Below are 14,706 nucleotides of genomic sequence, written 5' to 3'. Positions count from 1 at the left end.
TCTGAAGGGAGTTCACGCTCATGCAAGAAGTACGCAGCATCCTGGTGGTACTCGACCCTGAACACGCCCACAGCCGCGCGCTCAAGCGGGCGAAGCTGATCGCAGGCGCCACGGGTGCGCGCCTGCACCTATTGATGTGCGACAAGAAACAGGACCACAGCGCCCTGCTCAGCCTGCTCGCCAGCCAGCTGCATGACGACGGCTACAACAACGTCACCCATGAGCAGGCCTGGCACGACTCGCTGCACGAGTCGATTGTCGATGTGCAGCAGGCAGAAGGCTGTGACCTGGTGATCAAGGAACACCGCCCGGACAACCCGCTGAAGCGGGCTCTGCTCACCCCGACCGACTGGAAGCTGTTGCGCCAGTGCCCCAGCGCGGTGCTGATGGTCAAGACCGAAACCCCCTGGACCGGTGGCGTGATCCTCGCTGCAGTGGACGTCGGCAACCATGACGAAACGCACCGCCTGCTGCACAAGAGCATCATCGATCACGGCTACAAGATCGCCAACCTCGCCAAGGGCAACCTGCATGTGATCAGCGCCCATCCCTCACCAATGCTGTCGGCCGCTGATCCGGTGTACCAGCTCAAGGAGACTATCGAACAGCGCTACCGCGAGGAATGCGCCGCGTTCCAGGCCGAATTCGATATCAGCGATGATCGCCTGCACGTTGCCGAAGGCCCGGCTGACGTACTGATCCCGTACACCGCCAGTAAATACAAGGCGGCGGTCACCGTCATCGGCACCGTGGCCCGCACCGGGATATCCGGGGCCCTGATCGGCAATACGGCGGAGGTCGTGCTCGATTCGCTGGAATGCGATGTGCTGGTGCTTAAAAGCGAAGAAGCACGGGTCCACCTGACCGAGCTGGCGCAAGGCTAAGGGCCGCATTGCTAGGTAGGAGCCAGGCTTGCCGGCGAACCAGACGCTGCGGTGTATCTGCTACACCGCCATTGTTCTTCGCGGGCAAGCCTCGCGCCTACGGCGATTCAGCCCAGCGCATCCTTGAGGAACCCCGGCGCGATGTAGCGCTGGTAGTGGGCCTCGGACAGCAAGAAAAACTCCCGATCAATGGCGTCACGCAGCTCGGGCAGCTCCCAGTCGCGAAACTCCGGCAACAGCACCATGCCGTAGGCCTCGATCTCACGAATAACCCGTGCGCCACGAGCGATCAGCTGGTATGCCCAGCAATACTCGGACTGGTGCGGCACGAAGCGGATCTTGCGCACTTCAAGTTGCGAACGCAGCCGCGCGGCATCAAAGACCTCAAGTTTGGCCACCATGACCTGCACCAGCAATTGCTCGAGGCGCAGCCAGACCGCACGCTTTTCGTCTTCGTTGTAGCCGTTCCAGTTGATCACTTCATGATGAAAACGCTTGCAGCCACGGCACACCAAGTCCCCGTAAACCGTGGAACAGAGGCCAACACAAGGCGTTTTAATTGACTGATTGGACATGAAAAAACCAACAACCGAACGGTGGAACAGCCTGCCATGTTAGCCCTTTGTCTAACGGGGGTCACCCGTTAAAGTCATCGTGCGCGCCTTACCTTTATCGAGTTTTTACCGTAGAATCATCCGGCCTTTTTAAGGCGCCAATGTCCGTTAGAAGCTGTTTTCAAAGCGTCACGAGCACAGTTGATCCGGTAGAACGGCGTTGGCCCGGGATATACGCCTCATCGCATATTCCGCGCCAGCCCTCATCAGCCTCCGTTCTACAGGCGTAAAACTTTGAAAGCAGCTTCTGTGAGGATCTCCTGCAACCCTGGCTACGCGGCCCAAGAAGCCGTATTGCGCATGGGTGCCGGATTTTCTGGATGAGCGTCCCGGACACCCATTTGGGACCACTGATGAGGGTAATAACTGTGCTTGAAGCCTACCGCAAACACATCGAAGAGCGTGCCGCCCTGGGCATCGTGCCCCAGCCGCTTAACGCCGAACAAACCGCAGGCCTGGTCGAGCTGCTGAAGAATCCCCCTGCTGGCGAAGAAGCAGTCCTCGTCGACCTGATCACCAACCGCGTTCCACCAGGAGTGGACGAAGCTGCCTACGTCAAGGCCGGTTTCCTCTCTGCTGTCGCCAAGGGCGAAGCCACTTCCCCGCTGATCGACAAAAAGCGCGCGGTAGAGCTGTTGGGCACCATGCAGGGCGGCTACAACATCGCCACCATGGTTGAACTGCTGGATGACGCCGAGCTGGCTGCCGTTGCCGCCGAGCAACTGAAGCACACCCTGCTGATGTTCGATGCGTTCCACGACGTTGCCGAAAAAGCCAAGGCTGGCAATGCTCACGCCAAAGCCGTACTGGAATCCTGGGCCGCCGGCGAGTGGTTCACCGCCCGTCCTGCGATCGAAGAAAAGTACAGCCTGACCGTATTCAAGGTCCCTGGCGAAACCAACACCGACGACCTGTCCCCTGCTCCGGACGCCTGGTCGCGCCCTGATATCCCGCTGCACGCCCTGGCCATGCTGAAAATGGCCCGTGACGGCATCGTGCCTGAGCAACCAGGCGCCGTCGGTCCGCTGAAGCAGATCGAAGAAGTCAAAGCCAAAGGCTTCCCGGTCGCCTACGTCGGTGACGTGGTCGGTACCGGTTCCTCGCGTAAATCCGCCACCAACTCGGTGCTGTGGTTCTTCGGCGACGACATCCCGTACGTGCCGAACAAGCGCGCCGGTGGTTTCTGCTTCGGCACCAAGATCGCCCCGATCTTCTACAACACCATGGAAGACGCCGGCGCCCTGCCGATCGAATTCGACTGCACCAACCTGGGCATGGGCGACGTCATCGACGTGTACCCGTACGCCGGCAAAGTCTGCAAGCACGGCACCGACGAGGTCATCACCACCTTCGAACTGAAGACCCCGGTGCTGCTCGACGAAGTCCGCGCTGGCGGCCGTATCCCGCTGATCGTCGGCCGTGGCCTGACCGAGAAAGCCCGTGCCGAACTGGGCCTGGGTGCAACCGACCTGTTCAAGCTGCCTGAAGCCCCGGTCGATACCGGCAAAGGCTACAGCCTGGCGCAGAAAATGGTCGGCAAGGCCTGCGGCCTGCCGGAAGGCAAAGGCGTACGCCCTGGCACCTACTGCGAACCGAAGATGACCACCGTCGGCTCCCAGGACACCACTGGCCCGATGACCCGTGACGAGCTGAAAGACCTGGCGTGCCTGGGCTTCTCTGCCGACCTGGTCATGCAGTCGTTCTGCCACACCGCGGCCTATCCGAAGCCAATCGACGTCACCACCCACCACACCCTGCCGGATTTCATCCGCACCCGTGGCGGCGTGTCCCTGCGTCCTGGCGACGGCATCATCCACAGCTGGCTGAACCGCATGCTGCTGCCGGACACCGTCGGTACCGGTGGTGACTCGCACACCCGTTTCCCGATCGGCATCTCGTTCCCGGCCGGTTCCGGCCTGGTCGCCTTCGCCGCTGCCACCGGCGTCATGCCGCTGGACATGCCGGAGTCGGTACTGGTGCGCTTCAAGGGCAAACTGCAACCGGGCATCACCCTGCGTGACCTGGTTCATGCAATCCCTTACTACGCCATCCAGAAAGGCCTGCTGACCGTCGAGAAGAAAGGCAAGATCAACGCCTTCTCCGGCCGCATCCTGGAAATCGAAGGCCTGGATGAACTGACCGTCGAGCAAGCGTTCGAACTGTCGGACGCCTCGGCTGAACGTTCCGCTGCCGGCTGCTCGATCAAGCTGCCAGAAAAGGCTATCGCCGAGTACCTGCAGTCGAACATCACCCTGCTGCGCTGGATGATCAGCGAAGGCTACGGTGACCCGCGTACCCTGGAGCGCCGCGCACAAGCGATGGAAGCCTGGCTGGCCAACCCGGTTCTGCTGGAAGCCGACAAGGACGCCGAATACGCCGAGATCATCGAGATCGACCTGGCCGACGTCAAAGAGCCTGTGCTCTGCGCGCCGAACGACCCGGACGACGCCCGTCTGCTGTCGACCGTTCAGGGCGAGAAGATCGACGAAGTGTTCATCGGTTCGTGCATGACCAACATCGGTCACTTCCGCGCTGCCGGTAAACTGCTGGAGAAGGTCAAGGGTGGCATCCCTACCCGTCTGTGGCTGGCTCCGCCAACCAAGATGGACGCTCACCAGCTGACCGAAGAAGGCTACTACGGCATCTACGGCAAAGCCGGTGCGCGCATGGAAATGCCAGGCTGCTCGCTGTGCATGGGTAACCAGGCACGCGTACAGACCGGTTCGACCGTGGTTTCCACCTCGACCCGTAACTTCCCGAACCGCCTGGGCGACGCCACTAACGTCTACCTGGCCTCGGCCGAGCTGGCTGCTGTTGCCTCGATCCTGGGCAAGCTGCCAACCGTCGAAGAGTACATGGAGTACGCGAAGAACATCGACAGCATGGCTGCCGACGTTTACCGCTACCTGAGCTTCGACCAGATCGCCGAGTTCCGTGAAGCTGCTGCGAGCGCCAACATTCCGGTCGTTCAAGCGTAAGCTGACTTAGCGTAAAAAAACCCCGCCAATCGGCGGGGTTTTTTATTGAGCGCTTGTACTGATCAGAAGCCTTAGAAGGCATCACCCGGCACACGCACCCAACCCTCCATCAGAATCCGCGCACTGCGGCTCATGATGGCCTTGGTGACCGTCCACTCGCCATTCACCTGACGGGCTTCAGCGCCAACGCGCAGGGTGCCCGACGGGTGACCGAAACGAACGGCACTGCGCTCGCCGCCACCGGCCGCGAGATTGACCAGCGTGCCCGGGACTGCCGCCGCCGTGCCAATGGCCACCGCAGCGGTACCCATCATGGCGTGGTGCAGCTTGCCCATCGACAGCGCACGCACCAACAGGTCAACGTCTGACGCCGCCACCGCTTTGCCGCTGGACGACTGGTAAGCCGTCGGCGGTGCAACAAAGGCAACTTTCGGCGTGTGCTGACGCTTGGCCGCTTCATCGATGTGTTCGATCAAGCCCATGCGCACGGCGCCATAGGCACGGATGGTCTCGAACTTGGCCAAGGCTTGAGGATCGCTGTTGATCGCGTCCTGCAACTCGGTACCGGTGTAACCGATGGCTTCGGCCTGGATGAAGATGGTCGGGATGCCAGCGTTGATCAGCGTCGCCTTGAGGGTACCGATACCAGGCACTTCCAGGTCATCGATCAGGTTGCCGGTCGGGAACATCGAACCGCCCTCACCGTCTTCGTCGGCAGCCGGGTCCATGAACTCGAGTTGCACTTCGGCCGCCGGGAAGGTCACGCCATCCAGCTCGAAGTCGCCGGTCTCCTGCACTTCACCGTTGGTGATCGGCACATGGGCAATGATGGTCTTGCCGATGTTGGCTTGCCAGATACGCACCGTGGCGATGCCGTCCTGCGGGATACGACTGCTGTCGACCAGGCCGGCACTGATGGCGAAGGAGCCAACGGCTGCCGAAAGGTTACCGCAGTTGCCGCTCCAGTCGACGAAGGCCTTGTCGATGGACACCTGACCAAACAGGTAGTCGACGTCGTGATCGGCCTTGCTGCTGTGCGAAAGGATCACAGTCTTGCTGGTGCTGGAGGTTGCGCCCCCCATGCCGTCGATCTGCTTGCCATACGGATCGGGGCTGCCGATCACCCGCAGCAGCAGGGCATCGCGGGCCGCGCCCGGAACCTGTGCGCGCTCAGGCAGATCCTGCAGACGGAAAAAAACGCCTTTGCTGGTGCCACCACGGATGTAGGTGGCGGGGATTTTGATCTGGGGTACGTGAGCCATGGGAATCTTGTCCTGGGAAAATACACGTAAACATAAGGCTGACAACAACCCGTAGGAGCTGGCTTGCCAGCGATGCAGACGCCACGCAATCGGCGTCGATTTCATCGCCGGCAAGCCGGCCCCTACAGTTTTTCTCAGGCGGTCGCCGACTCGAGGAAGTCCTGGGCAAAGCGCTGCAGCACGCCGCCTGCTTCGTAGATCGAGACTTCTTCGGCGGTGTCCAGGCGGCAGGTCACCGGCACTTCGACGCGCTCGCCGTTGTGACGGGTGATCACCAGGGTCAAGGTTGCGCGCGGGGTGCGCTGGCCGACCACATCGAAGGTTTCGGTGCCGTCGATGTCCAGGGTCTTGCGGTTGACGCCTGGCTTGAACTCCAGCGGCAACACGCCCATGCCCACCAGGTTGGTGCGGTGAATACGCTCGAAGCCTTCGGCAACGATAGCCTCGACACCCGCCAGGCGCACGCCCTTGGCCGCCCAGTCACGGGACGAGCCCTGACCGTAATCGGCACCGGCAACGATGATCAGCGGCTGCTTGCGGTCCATGTAGGTTTCGATGGCTTCCCACATACGGGTGACCTTGCCTTCCGGCTCGATCCGCGCCAGCGAACCCTGCTTGACCTTGCCGCCTTCCTGAACCATTTCGTTGAACAGTTTCGGGTTGGCGAAGGTCGCACGCTGCGCGGTGAGGTGGTCACCACGGTGCGTTGCGTAGGAGTTGAAGTCTTCCTCCGGCAGGCCCATTTTCGCCAGGTATTCACCGGCGGCGCTGTCGAGCATGATGGCGTTCGACGGCGACAGGTGGTCGGTGGTGATGTTGTCCGGCAGCACCGCCAGCGGGCGCATGCCCTTGAGCGTGCGCTCGCCGGCCAGGGCGCCTTCCCAGTACGGCGGACGGCGGATGTAGGTGCTCATCGGGCGCCAGTCGTACAGCGGGTCGACTTTAGGCCCGGTGTCTTCCTCGATGGCAAACATCGGGATGTAGACCTGGCGGAACTGCTCCGGCTTGACCGCTGCCTTGACCACGGCGTCGATCTCTTCGTCGCTCGGCCAGATATCCTTGAGGCGGATTTCCTTGCCGTCGACCACCGCCAGCACATCCTTCTCGATGTCGAAGCGGATGGTACCGGCGATGGCATAAGCCACTACCAGCGGCGGCGAAGCCAGGAACGCCTGCTTGGCGTACGGATGGATACGCCCGTCGAAGTTGCGGTTACCCGAGAGCACGGCAGTGGCGTACAGGTCACGGTCGATGATTTCCTGCTGGATAACCGGATCCAGGGCACCGGACATCCCGTTGCAGGTGGTGCAGGCAAACGCCACGATACCGAAGCCAAGCTGCTCCAGCTCGTCATCGAGGCCCGCTTCTTTCAGGTACAGGGCTACCGTCTTGGAGCCCGGCGCCAGGGACGACTTGACCCATGGCTTGCGGACCAGGCCGAGCTTGTTGGCGTTGCGCGCCAGCAGGCCGGCGGCGATCACGTTACGCGGGTTACTGGTGTTGGTGCAGCTGGTGATCGCAGCAATGATCACGGCGCCGTCCGGCATCTGCCCCGGCACCTCTTCCCACTGGCCGGCGATACCTTTGCTGGCCAGGTCGCTGGTTGCAACGCGGGCATGCGGGTTGGACGGGCCAGCCATGTTGCGCACGACGCTGGACAGGTCGAAGCGCAGCACACGCTCGTACTCGGCATTGGCCAGGCTGTCAGACCACAGGCCGGCAACCTTGGCGTAGGTTTCCACCAGTTTGACCTGCTCGTCGTCACGACCGGTGAGCTTGAGGTAGTCGATGGTCTGCTGGTCAATGGAGAACATTGCCGCAGTGGCGCCGTATTCGGGGGCCATGTTGGAGATGGTCGCACGGTCACCCAGGGTCAGGGCACGGGCGCCTTCGCCGTAGAACTCGAGGTAGGCACCAACGACTTTTTCCTTGCGCAGGAATTCGGTCAGGGCCAGCACCACGTCAGTGGCGGTGATGCCAGGCTGCGGCTTGCCGCTCAGCTCGACGCCGACGATTTCCGGCAGACGCATCCACGAGGCGCGGCCGAGCATGACGTTCTCGGCTTCCAGGCCGCCGACACCGATGGCGATCACGCCCAGGGCATCAACGTGCGGGGTGTGGCTGTCGGTACCGACGCAGGTGTCCGGATAGGCCACGCCGCGCTCGGCGTGGATGACCGGCGACATCTTCTCCAGGTTGATCTGGTGCATGATGCCGTTGCCGGGCTGGATCACGTCGACATTCTTGAATGCCTTCTTGGTCCAGTTGATGAAATGGAAGCGGTCTTCGTTGCGACGGTCTTCGATGGCACGGTTCTTTTCGAACGCCTGCGGATCAAAGCCACCGCACTCCACGGCCAGCGAGTGGTCGACAATCAACTGCACCGGTACTACCGGGTTGACCTGGGCAGGATCGCCGCCCTTGTCGGCGATAGCGTCACGCAGACCGGCAAGGTCCACCAGCGCGGTCTGGCCGAGAATGTCATGGCACACGACGCGGGCCGGGAACCACGGGAAGTCGAGATCGCGCTTGCGCTCAATCAGTTGGCTCAACGAGGCATTGAGGCTGGCCGGATCGCAACGGCGCACCAGGTTTTCTGCCAGTACGCGCGAGGTGTAGGGAAGCGTGTCGTAGGCGCCGGGCTTGATCGCGTCGACCGCCGCACGGGCGTCGAAATAATCCAGGCCGGTGCCCGGCAGGTTCTTGCGAAATTCAGTATTCATGGCACAGGGACTCAATCACGGTAAGTTCGGTGGCGTGAGGGCCAGCACTGAGGCCAGTGCTGGCCGCTCAAAGCCGGTCTCAGCGTTGCTCGATTGGCACGAACTTGCGCTGCTCAACGCCGGTGTATTCGGCGCTTGGACGGATGATGCGGTTGTTGGCGCGCTGCTCGAACACGTGAGCGGCCCAGCCGGTCAGACGCGAGCAGACAAAGATTGGCGTGAACAGCTTGGTCGGAATGCCCATGAAGTGATACGCCGAGGCATGGTAGAAGTCGGCGTTCGGGAACAGCTTCTTCTGCTCCCACATGGTCTTGTCGATCGCTTCGGACACCGGGTACAGCACGGTATCGCCCACTTCGTCGGCGAGCTGCTTCGACCAGCCCTTGATCACTTCGTTACGCGGATCGGACTCTTTGTAGATCGCATGACCAAAGCCCATGATCTTGTCTTTGCGCTCAAGCATCTGCAGCAGTTCTGTCACCGCGTCCTGCGGGCTCTGGAAGCGCTCGATCAGCTCCATCGCCGCTTCGTTGGCACCGCCATGCAGCGGGCCGCGCAGCGAGCCGATGGCGGCGGTGATGCACGAATACAGGTCCGACAAGGTCGAGGCGCACACACGGGCAGTGAAGGTCGAGGCGTTGAATTCGTGCTCTGCGTACAGGATCAGCGAGACGTTCATCACTTTTACGTGTAGCTCGCTCGGCTTCTTGCCATGCAGCAGGTGCAGGAAGTGACCGCCAATGGTGTCTTCATCGCTGGTGCACTCGATGCGCACGCCATGGTGAGTGAAGCGGTACCAGTAGCACATCACCGCCGGGAACAGTGCCAGCAGGCGGTCGGTCTTGTCGCGTTGCTGCTCGAACGTCAGCTCGGGCTCCAGGGTGCCCAGTACCGAGCAACCGGTGCGCATCACGTCCATCGGATGGGCATCTGCCGGAATGCGCTCAAGCACTTCCTTCAACGCCTGAGGCAGGTCACGCAGGGTTTTCAGCCGACCCTTGTATTCGGCCAGCTGAGCAGCGCTCGGCAGTTCGCCGTACAGCAGCAGGTAGGCCACTTCTTCGAACTCGGCACCCGCGGCCAGGTCGCGGACGTCGTAACCACGGTAGGTCAGGCCGGCACCGGCCTGTCCGACTGTCGACAGTGCGGTTTGCCCGGCCACTTGACCACGCAGGCCGGCACCACTGAGTACTTTTGCTTCGGCCATGTTTTTCTCCACTCTTGAATTTGTTATGGGAAACGGCAATGCATCACGGGTTCAAACCGCGTTTCAGCCCTTCTTCTGGGCAAACAGCGCATCGAGGCTTTGCTCGAACGCGTGGTAGTTGATGGCGTCATACAGCTCCATGCGGGTTTGCATGGTGTCGACGACATTTTTCTGGGTACCGTCGCGGCGCAGCGCGTTATAGACGTTATCGGCCGCCTTGTTCATGGCGCGGAAGGCCGACAGCGGGTACAGCGCCAGCGACACATCGACCGAGGCCAGCTCTTCGGTGGTGTACAGCGGAGTGGCGCCGAATTCGGTGATGTTGGCCAGGATCGGGGCTTTCACACGGTCAGCGAAGGTCTTGTACATCGCCAGCTCAGTGATCGCTTCCGGGAAAATCATGTCGGCACCGGCTTCGATGCAGGCGGCAGCGCGGTCCAGGGCAGCGTTCAGGCCTTCTACGGCCAGGGCATCGGTACGCGCCATGATCACGAAGCTGTCATCGGTACGGGCATCTACCGCCGCCTTGATGCGGTCGACCATCTCCTGCTGGGAGACGATTTCCTTGTTCGGGCGGTGGCCGCAACGCTTGGCGCCGACCTGGTCTTCGATATGAATGGCCGCAGCGCCGAACTTGATCATCGACTTGATGGTACGGGCAACGTTGAAGGCCGAGGAACCGAAACCGGTGTCGACGTCCACCAGCAATGGCAGGTCGCACACGTCGGTGATACGGCGTACATCGGTGAGTACGTCGTCAAGGCCGGTAATACCCAGGTCAGGCAGGCCCAGCGAGCCGGCTGCTACACCGCCACCGGACAGATAGATAGCCTTGAAGCCGGCACGCTTGGCCAACAGCGCATGGTTGGCATTGATCGCACCGACAACCTGCAGCGGGTGCTCGGCGGCGACGGCATCACGAAAACGCTGGCCGGGACTTTTCTGACTCATGAATCACCTCGTGGGCTAGACGCGTCCTGATAATGACGCTCGATGTTGCGTTTGGAGGCGCCGATGTGACGGCGCATCAAGAGCTCGGCCAGTTCACCGTCACGGTCGGCGATGGCATCGAGAATGCGGTGGTGTTCGGCGAACGCCTGGCGCGGCCGGTTGGGCGTGGCAGAGAACTGGATGCGGTACATGCGCACCAGCTGATACAGCTCGCCACAGAGCATCTGCACCAATGTGCGGTTGCCGCTGCCCTGAATGATCCGGTAGTGGAAGTCGTAGTCGCCTTCCTGCTGGTAGTAACCCAGGCCGGCCTGGAACGTAGCGTCGCGCTCATGGGTGTCGAGCACCCGGCGCAGCTCGTCGATCTCGGCTACGCTCATACGCTCGGCAGCCAGGCGACAGGCCATGCCTTCCAGCGACTCGCGGATCTCATACAGCTCGATCAGCTCGGCATGGCTGAGCGACACGACCCGCGCACCGACGTGGGGCACGCGCACCAACAGGCGCTGGCCCTCAAGGCGATGAATGGCCTCGCGCAGTGGCCCGCGGCTGATACCGTAGGTGCGCGCCAGCTCAGGCTCGGAGATTTTGCTGCCAGGGGCGATTTCACCCTTGACGATAGCGGCCTGGATGCGGCGGAAGACGTTTTCCGAGAGTGTTTCGGAATCCTCCGCGATGGCACCGGGAACCAAGGCTGCGTCCAACATATTGTCGACACCTCACAAATCAATGAGGCCAAAACTAGCCAAATTGGCAAGCGGAGTCAAAGACAAAATAAATATTGTCGACAATCGTCTAAGAACGAACTTCACCAGTGCGGGTGTTGTCTGAGTGCAGCCGCTGGCGCCATCACACCAGCGTGATAGAATGCCGCGCCCTTACACAGGGCACGAATAGTGTGTTTGTCATCATTTTGTGGTGATGACAGCAAATCGAGGAAGCTTGCGCAGTACTTGCCAGTGGCCTTTACCCGAACATCGCACAGCACCGCGCCAGGATTTATGAGACTTACACCCCTTCCACTGTTGCTCAGCCTGTTTTTGTTGCCTGCCCTGGGTCAGGCCGCGGAAAAGACCGTGTACGGTCTTAATGAATACGCCCGCCTTGCCGATATCGACCTGGAGGTTGCCGCCAAGCTCGACACTGGCGCCAAGACCGCCTCGCTCAGCGCCCGCGATATCAAGCGTTTCAAGCGCAACGGCGAATCATGGGTACGCTTCTACCTGGCAATTGACGCCGCCCACGCGCATCCGATAGAACGCCCCCTGGCCCGCGTCAGCAAAATCAAGCGACGCGCCGGCGATTACAACCCGGACGAAGGCAAGGCCTACACCGCCCGCCCGGTGATCGAATTGAACATCTGCATGGGGACGGCCCAACGCGTGATCGAAGTGAACCTGACAGACCGCAGCGCATTCCAGTACCCGCTGCTGATCGGCTCAGAGGCGCTCAAGCACTTCGACGCGCTGGTCGACCCAAGCCTTAAATACGCGGCCGGCAAACCTGCCTGCGCCCCTGACGCTCACACCGCAGAGTAATCCCGATGCGCTCTCTTACCCTTCACCTGAAAGTCCTGATCACCGTACTGGTGCTACTGGGCATCATCGTCACGGCCTATCAGATCTTCTTTCTCGGCATCCCGGTGACCGAAGACGAGACCGACGACCTGTGGAACATTGACGCCAAGGTCGAGTTCGTCGCCAACCCCAAGGACCCGATCAAGGTCCAGATGTTCGTGCCGCCACTGAGCCGTGACTACGTCAGCCTCAACGAGAGCTTCATCTCCAACAACTACGGGGTCAGCGTCAACCGCGTCGACGGCAACCGCAAGGTAACCTGGTCGGCCCGCCGTGCCAGCGGCAACCAGACCCTGTACTACCGCCTGGTGCTGACCAAGCGCTACAGCACTGAAAAAGCCAAGATCAAGGGCCCGACCTTCCGCGACAGCCTGGCCGTAGAGGGCCCGGAAAAAATCGCCGCCGAAGCCCTGATGGCGCCGATTCGCCAGCATTCGGCCGACGTCGAAACCTTTGTCAGCGAGACCATCAAGCGCGTCAACAACCTCAATGACGACAACGTCAAGCTGCTGCTGGCCGGTGACACCTCGTCGCTGAACAAAGCCAAGATCATTGACCTGCTGCTGTCCATCGCCCACGTTCCGGTGGAAAAGGTCCATACCATCCGCCTGATCGCCGACCAGCCACAAACCCCTGAACTGTGGCTGCGCAGCTTCAACGGCACCGACTGGCTGTACTTCAACCCGGACACCGGCGAACAAGGGCTGCCTGCCGACCGCCTGCTGTGGTGGACCGGCGATGACAACCTGATCACCGTCGATGGCGGCAAGAAAGCCAACGTCAGCTTCAGCCTGAACAACAGCGAGATGAACGCCATCCGCCTGGCCAAGCTGACGGACGAGAACACCGACGCCGACTTCCTCGAATACTCGCTCTACGGCCTGCCACTGCAGACCCAGCAAACCTTCATGATCATGGTGATGATCCCGATCGGCGTGCTGGTGATCCTGGTGCTGCGCAACCTGATCGGCCTGCAGACCCTGGGGACCTTCACCCCGGTGCTGATCGCCCTGGCCTTCCGCGAAACCCAGCTGGGCTTCGGTATCGTGCTGTTCACGGTCATCACGGCTTTGGGCCTGTCGCTACGCTCCTACCTTGAACACCTGAAGTTGCAGATGCTGCCGCGGCTGTCGGTGGTACTGACCTTCGTCGTGGTACTGATTGCCGCCATCAGCCTGTTCAGCCACAAGCTGGGCCTGGAGCGCGGCCTGTCGGTGGCCCTGTTCCCGATGGTGATCCTGACCATGACCATCGAACGCCTGTCGATCACCTGGGAAGAACGTGGCGGTGGCCATGCGATGAAAGTTGCCATCGGCACCCTGTTCGCTGCCTCCCTTGCGCACCTGCTGATGAGCGTGCCGGAACTGGTGTACTTCGTCTTCACCTTCCCGGCCGTGCTGCTGATCCTGGTGGGCTTCATGCTGGCAATGGGTCGCTACCGCGGCTACCGCCTGACGGAGCTGGTACGTTTCAAAGCTTTCGTGAAGGCTGACGCCTGATGTTCGGTCTCTGGAAAACCTGGAAAGCCCTGGAGGCCCGGGGCATCATGGGTATCAACCGGCGCAATGCGGACTACGTCCTCAAGTACAACAAGCGCCACCTGTACCCGATCGTCGATGACAAGATCATCACCAAAGAGCGTGCGATCCAGGCCGGCATCCATGTGCCGGAGATGTACGGGATCATCTCTACCGAAAAAGAGATCGAAAAACTCGGCGAGATCATTGGCGAACGCAACGACTTCGTCATCAAGCCGGCACAGGGTGCCGGCGGTGACGGCATCCTGGTGGTGGCCGATCGCTTTGAAGACCGTTATCGCACGGTCTCGGGCAAGATCATCAGCCACGAGGAAATCGAGCACCAGATCTCCAGCATCCTCACCGGCCTGTACTCCCTGGGCGGTCACCGCGACCGCGCCCTGATCGAGTACCGGGTGACCCCCGACCAGATCTTCAAGAGCATCAGCTACGAAGGTGTGCCGGACATCCGCATCATCGTGCTGATGGGCTACCCGGTGATGGCCATGCTGCGCCTGCCGACCCGCCAGTCGGGCGGCAAGGCCAACCTGCACCAGGGTGCCATCGGTGTCGGTGTCGACCTGGCCACAGGCGTGACCCTGCGTGGTACCTGGCTGAACAACATCATCAGCAAGCACCCGGACACCACCAACGCGGTGGACGGTGTGCAGTTGCCGAACTGGGACGGCTTCATGAAGCTGGCCGCTGGCTGCTATGAGTTGTGCGGGCTGGGCTATATCGGTGTCGACATGGTGCTGGACCAGGACAAGGGACCGTTGATCCTCGAGCTCAACGCCCGCCCTGGCCTGAACATCCAGATCGCCAACGACTGCGGCCTGACCCTGCGCACCCACGCCGTCGAGGCGCACCTGGAAAAACTCGCCAAAGACGGCATCCAGGAAACCCCGGAAGAGCGCGTGCGCTTCGCTCAAGAGCTATTCGGCCACGTGCCATCTGAGTGAGAACACCCCCGGCTGCGCCCTCCACCCCGGT

General features: G+C 61.5%; 11 protein-coding genes. 5 read left to right on the top strand and 6 right to left on the bottom strand.

All coding sequences use genetic code 11. The features are described from left to right. Positions 1-20 precede the first annotated feature (20 nt). Positions 21-884, top strand: coding sequence for a universal stress protein (locus tag I5S59_RS10655; protein ID WP_197876566.1), 864 nt, complete (start codon positions 21-23; stop codon positions 882-884). 107 nt (positions 885-991) lie between these two features. On the opposite strand, the gene I5S59_RS10650 is transcribed toward I5S59_RS10655, so the two are convergent. Next, positions 992-1,459 carry a DUF1289 domain-containing protein gene (locus I5S59_RS10650; RefSeq protein ID WP_197876565.1) on the bottom strand — a complete coding sequence of 156 codons (468 nt, stop codon included), beginning with the start codon at positions 1,457-1,459 and terminating at the stop codon, positions 992-994. A gap of 407 nt (positions 1,460-1,866) precedes the next feature. On the opposite strand from I5S59_RS10650, the gene acnB reads away from it, so the two are divergent. Continuing rightward, positions 1,867-4,476, top strand: a complete 2,610-nt coding sequence (gene acnB, locus I5S59_RS10645) for a bifunctional aconitate hydratase 2/2-methylisocitrate dehydratase (RefSeq protein ID WP_197876664.1) — start codon at positions 1,867-1,869, stop codon at positions 4,474-4,476. A gap of 71 nt (positions 4,477-4,547) precedes the next feature. Here the strand turns inward: acnB and prpF are convergent, their stop codons facing one another. The 5 genes from prpF to I5S59_RS10620 all read right to left on the bottom strand — a co-directional run bounded on the left by prpF (position 4,548) and on the right by I5S59_RS10620 (position 11,326). Next, positions 4,548-5,738 carry a 2-methylaconitate cis-trans isomerase PrpF gene (prpF, locus tag I5S59_RS10640; RefSeq protein WP_197876564.1) on the bottom strand — a complete coding sequence of 397 codons (1,191 nt, stop codon included), beginning with the start codon at positions 5,736-5,738 and terminating at the stop codon, positions 4,548-4,550. Between the two features lie 134 nt (positions 5,739-5,872). After that, positions 5,873-8,461: a Fe/S-dependent 2-methylisocitrate dehydratase AcnD gene (acnD, locus tag I5S59_RS10635; RefSeq protein ID WP_197876563.1), complete on the bottom strand. Its 2,589-nt coding sequence runs from the start codon at positions 8,459-8,461 to the stop codon at positions 5,873-5,875. 79 nt (positions 8,462-8,540) lie between these two features. Beyond that, positions 8,541-9,668 (bottom strand): bifunctional 2-methylcitrate synthase/citrate synthase, encoded by a 1,128-nt coding sequence (gene prpC / locus I5S59_RS10630; RefSeq protein ID WP_197876562.1) that lies wholly within the window; start codon positions 9,666-9,668, stop codon positions 8,541-8,543. 63 nt (positions 9,669-9,731) lie between these two features. Further along, complete coding sequence (gene prpB, locus I5S59_RS10625) at positions 9,732-10,619, bottom strand: methylisocitrate lyase (RefSeq protein ID WP_197876561.1); 888 nt, start codon at positions 10,617-10,619, stop codon at positions 9,732-9,734. Then, positions 10,616-11,326 carry a GntR family transcriptional regulator gene (locus I5S59_RS10620; RefSeq protein WP_197876560.1) on the bottom strand — a complete coding sequence of 237 codons (711 nt, stop codon included), beginning with the start codon at positions 11,324-11,326 and terminating at the stop codon, positions 10,616-10,618. The genes prpB and I5S59_RS10620 overlap by 4 nt, the downstream gene beginning before the upstream one ends. Positions 11,327-11,620: 294 nt before the next feature. On the opposite strand from I5S59_RS10620, the gene I5S59_RS10615 reads away from it, so the two are divergent. From I5S59_RS10615 to I5S59_RS10605, 3 genes are read left to right on the top strand one after another with little or no spacing between them, the layout of a single operon-like run. Beyond that, positions 11,621-12,157, top strand: a complete 537-nt coding sequence (locus tag I5S59_RS10615) for an ATP-dependent zinc protease (protein ID WP_128324569.1) — start codon at positions 11,621-11,623, stop codon at positions 12,155-12,157. A 5-nt stretch (positions 12,158-12,162) separates the two neighbouring features. Further along, positions 12,163-13,695, top strand: coding sequence for an inactive transglutaminase family protein (locus I5S59_RS10610; protein WP_128324568.1), 1,533 nt, complete (start codon positions 12,163-12,165; stop codon positions 13,693-13,695). After that, entirely contained in the window at positions 13,695-14,675 is a 981-nt protein-coding gene (locus I5S59_RS10605) for an alpha-L-glutamate ligase-like protein (protein WP_128324567.1), read from the top strand. The genes I5S59_RS10610 and I5S59_RS10605 overlap by 1 nt, the downstream gene beginning before the upstream one ends. Positions 14,676-14,706: the final 31 nt, after the last annotated feature.

This window comes from Pseudomonas alkylphenolica (assembly GCF_016009175.1).
GTDB classification, from domain to species: domain Bacteria; phylum Pseudomonadota; class Gammaproteobacteria; order Pseudomonadales; family Pseudomonadaceae; genus Aquipseudomonas; species Aquipseudomonas alkylphenolica_B.
Note: the sequence above shows the minus strand (reverse complement) of the source record. Positions and strands in the feature narration are given on the sequence as shown.

What these genes read in the sequence shown, in the direction of transcription:
- I5S59_RS10655 (WP_197876566.1), top strand. Translation starts at nt 21, where the DNA reads ATGCAAGAAGTACGCAGCATCCTGGTGGTACTCGACCCTGAACACGCC.
- I5S59_RS10650 (WP_197876565.1), bottom strand. Translation starts at nt 1,459, where the DNA reads ATGTCCAATCAGTCAATTAAAACGCCTTGTGTTGGCCTCTGTTCCACG.
- prpF (WP_197876564.1), bottom strand. Translation starts at nt 5,738, where the DNA reads ATGGCTCACGTACCCCAGATCAAAATCCCCGCCACCTACATCCGTGGT.
- acnD (WP_197876563.1), bottom strand. Translation starts at nt 8,461, where the DNA reads ATGAATACTGAATTTCGCAAGAACCTGCCGGGCACCGGCCTGGATTAT.
- prpC (WP_197876562.1), bottom strand. Translation starts at nt 9,668, where the DNA reads ATGGCCGAAGCAAAAGTACTCAGTGGTGCCGGCCTGCGTGGTCAAGTG.
- prpB (WP_197876561.1), bottom strand. Translation starts at nt 10,619, where the DNA reads ATGAGTCAGAAAAGTCCCGGCCAGCGTTTTCGTGATGCCGTCGCCGCC.
- I5S59_RS10620 (WP_197876560.1), bottom strand. Translation starts at nt 11,326, where the DNA reads ATGTTGGACGCAGCCTTGGTTCCCGGTGCCATCGCGGAGGATTCCGAA.
- I5S59_RS10615 (WP_128324569.1), top strand. Translation starts at nt 11,621, where the DNA reads ATGAGACTTACACCCCTTCCACTGTTGCTCAGCCTGTTTTTGTTGCCT.
- I5S59_RS10610 (WP_128324568.1), top strand. Translation starts at nt 12,163, where the DNA reads ATGCGCTCTCTTACCCTTCACCTGAAAGTCCTGATCACCGTACTGGTG.
- I5S59_RS10605 (WP_128324567.1), top strand. Translation starts at nt 13,695, where the DNA reads ATGTTCGGTCTCTGGAAAACCTGGAAAGCCCTGGAGGCCCGGGGCATC.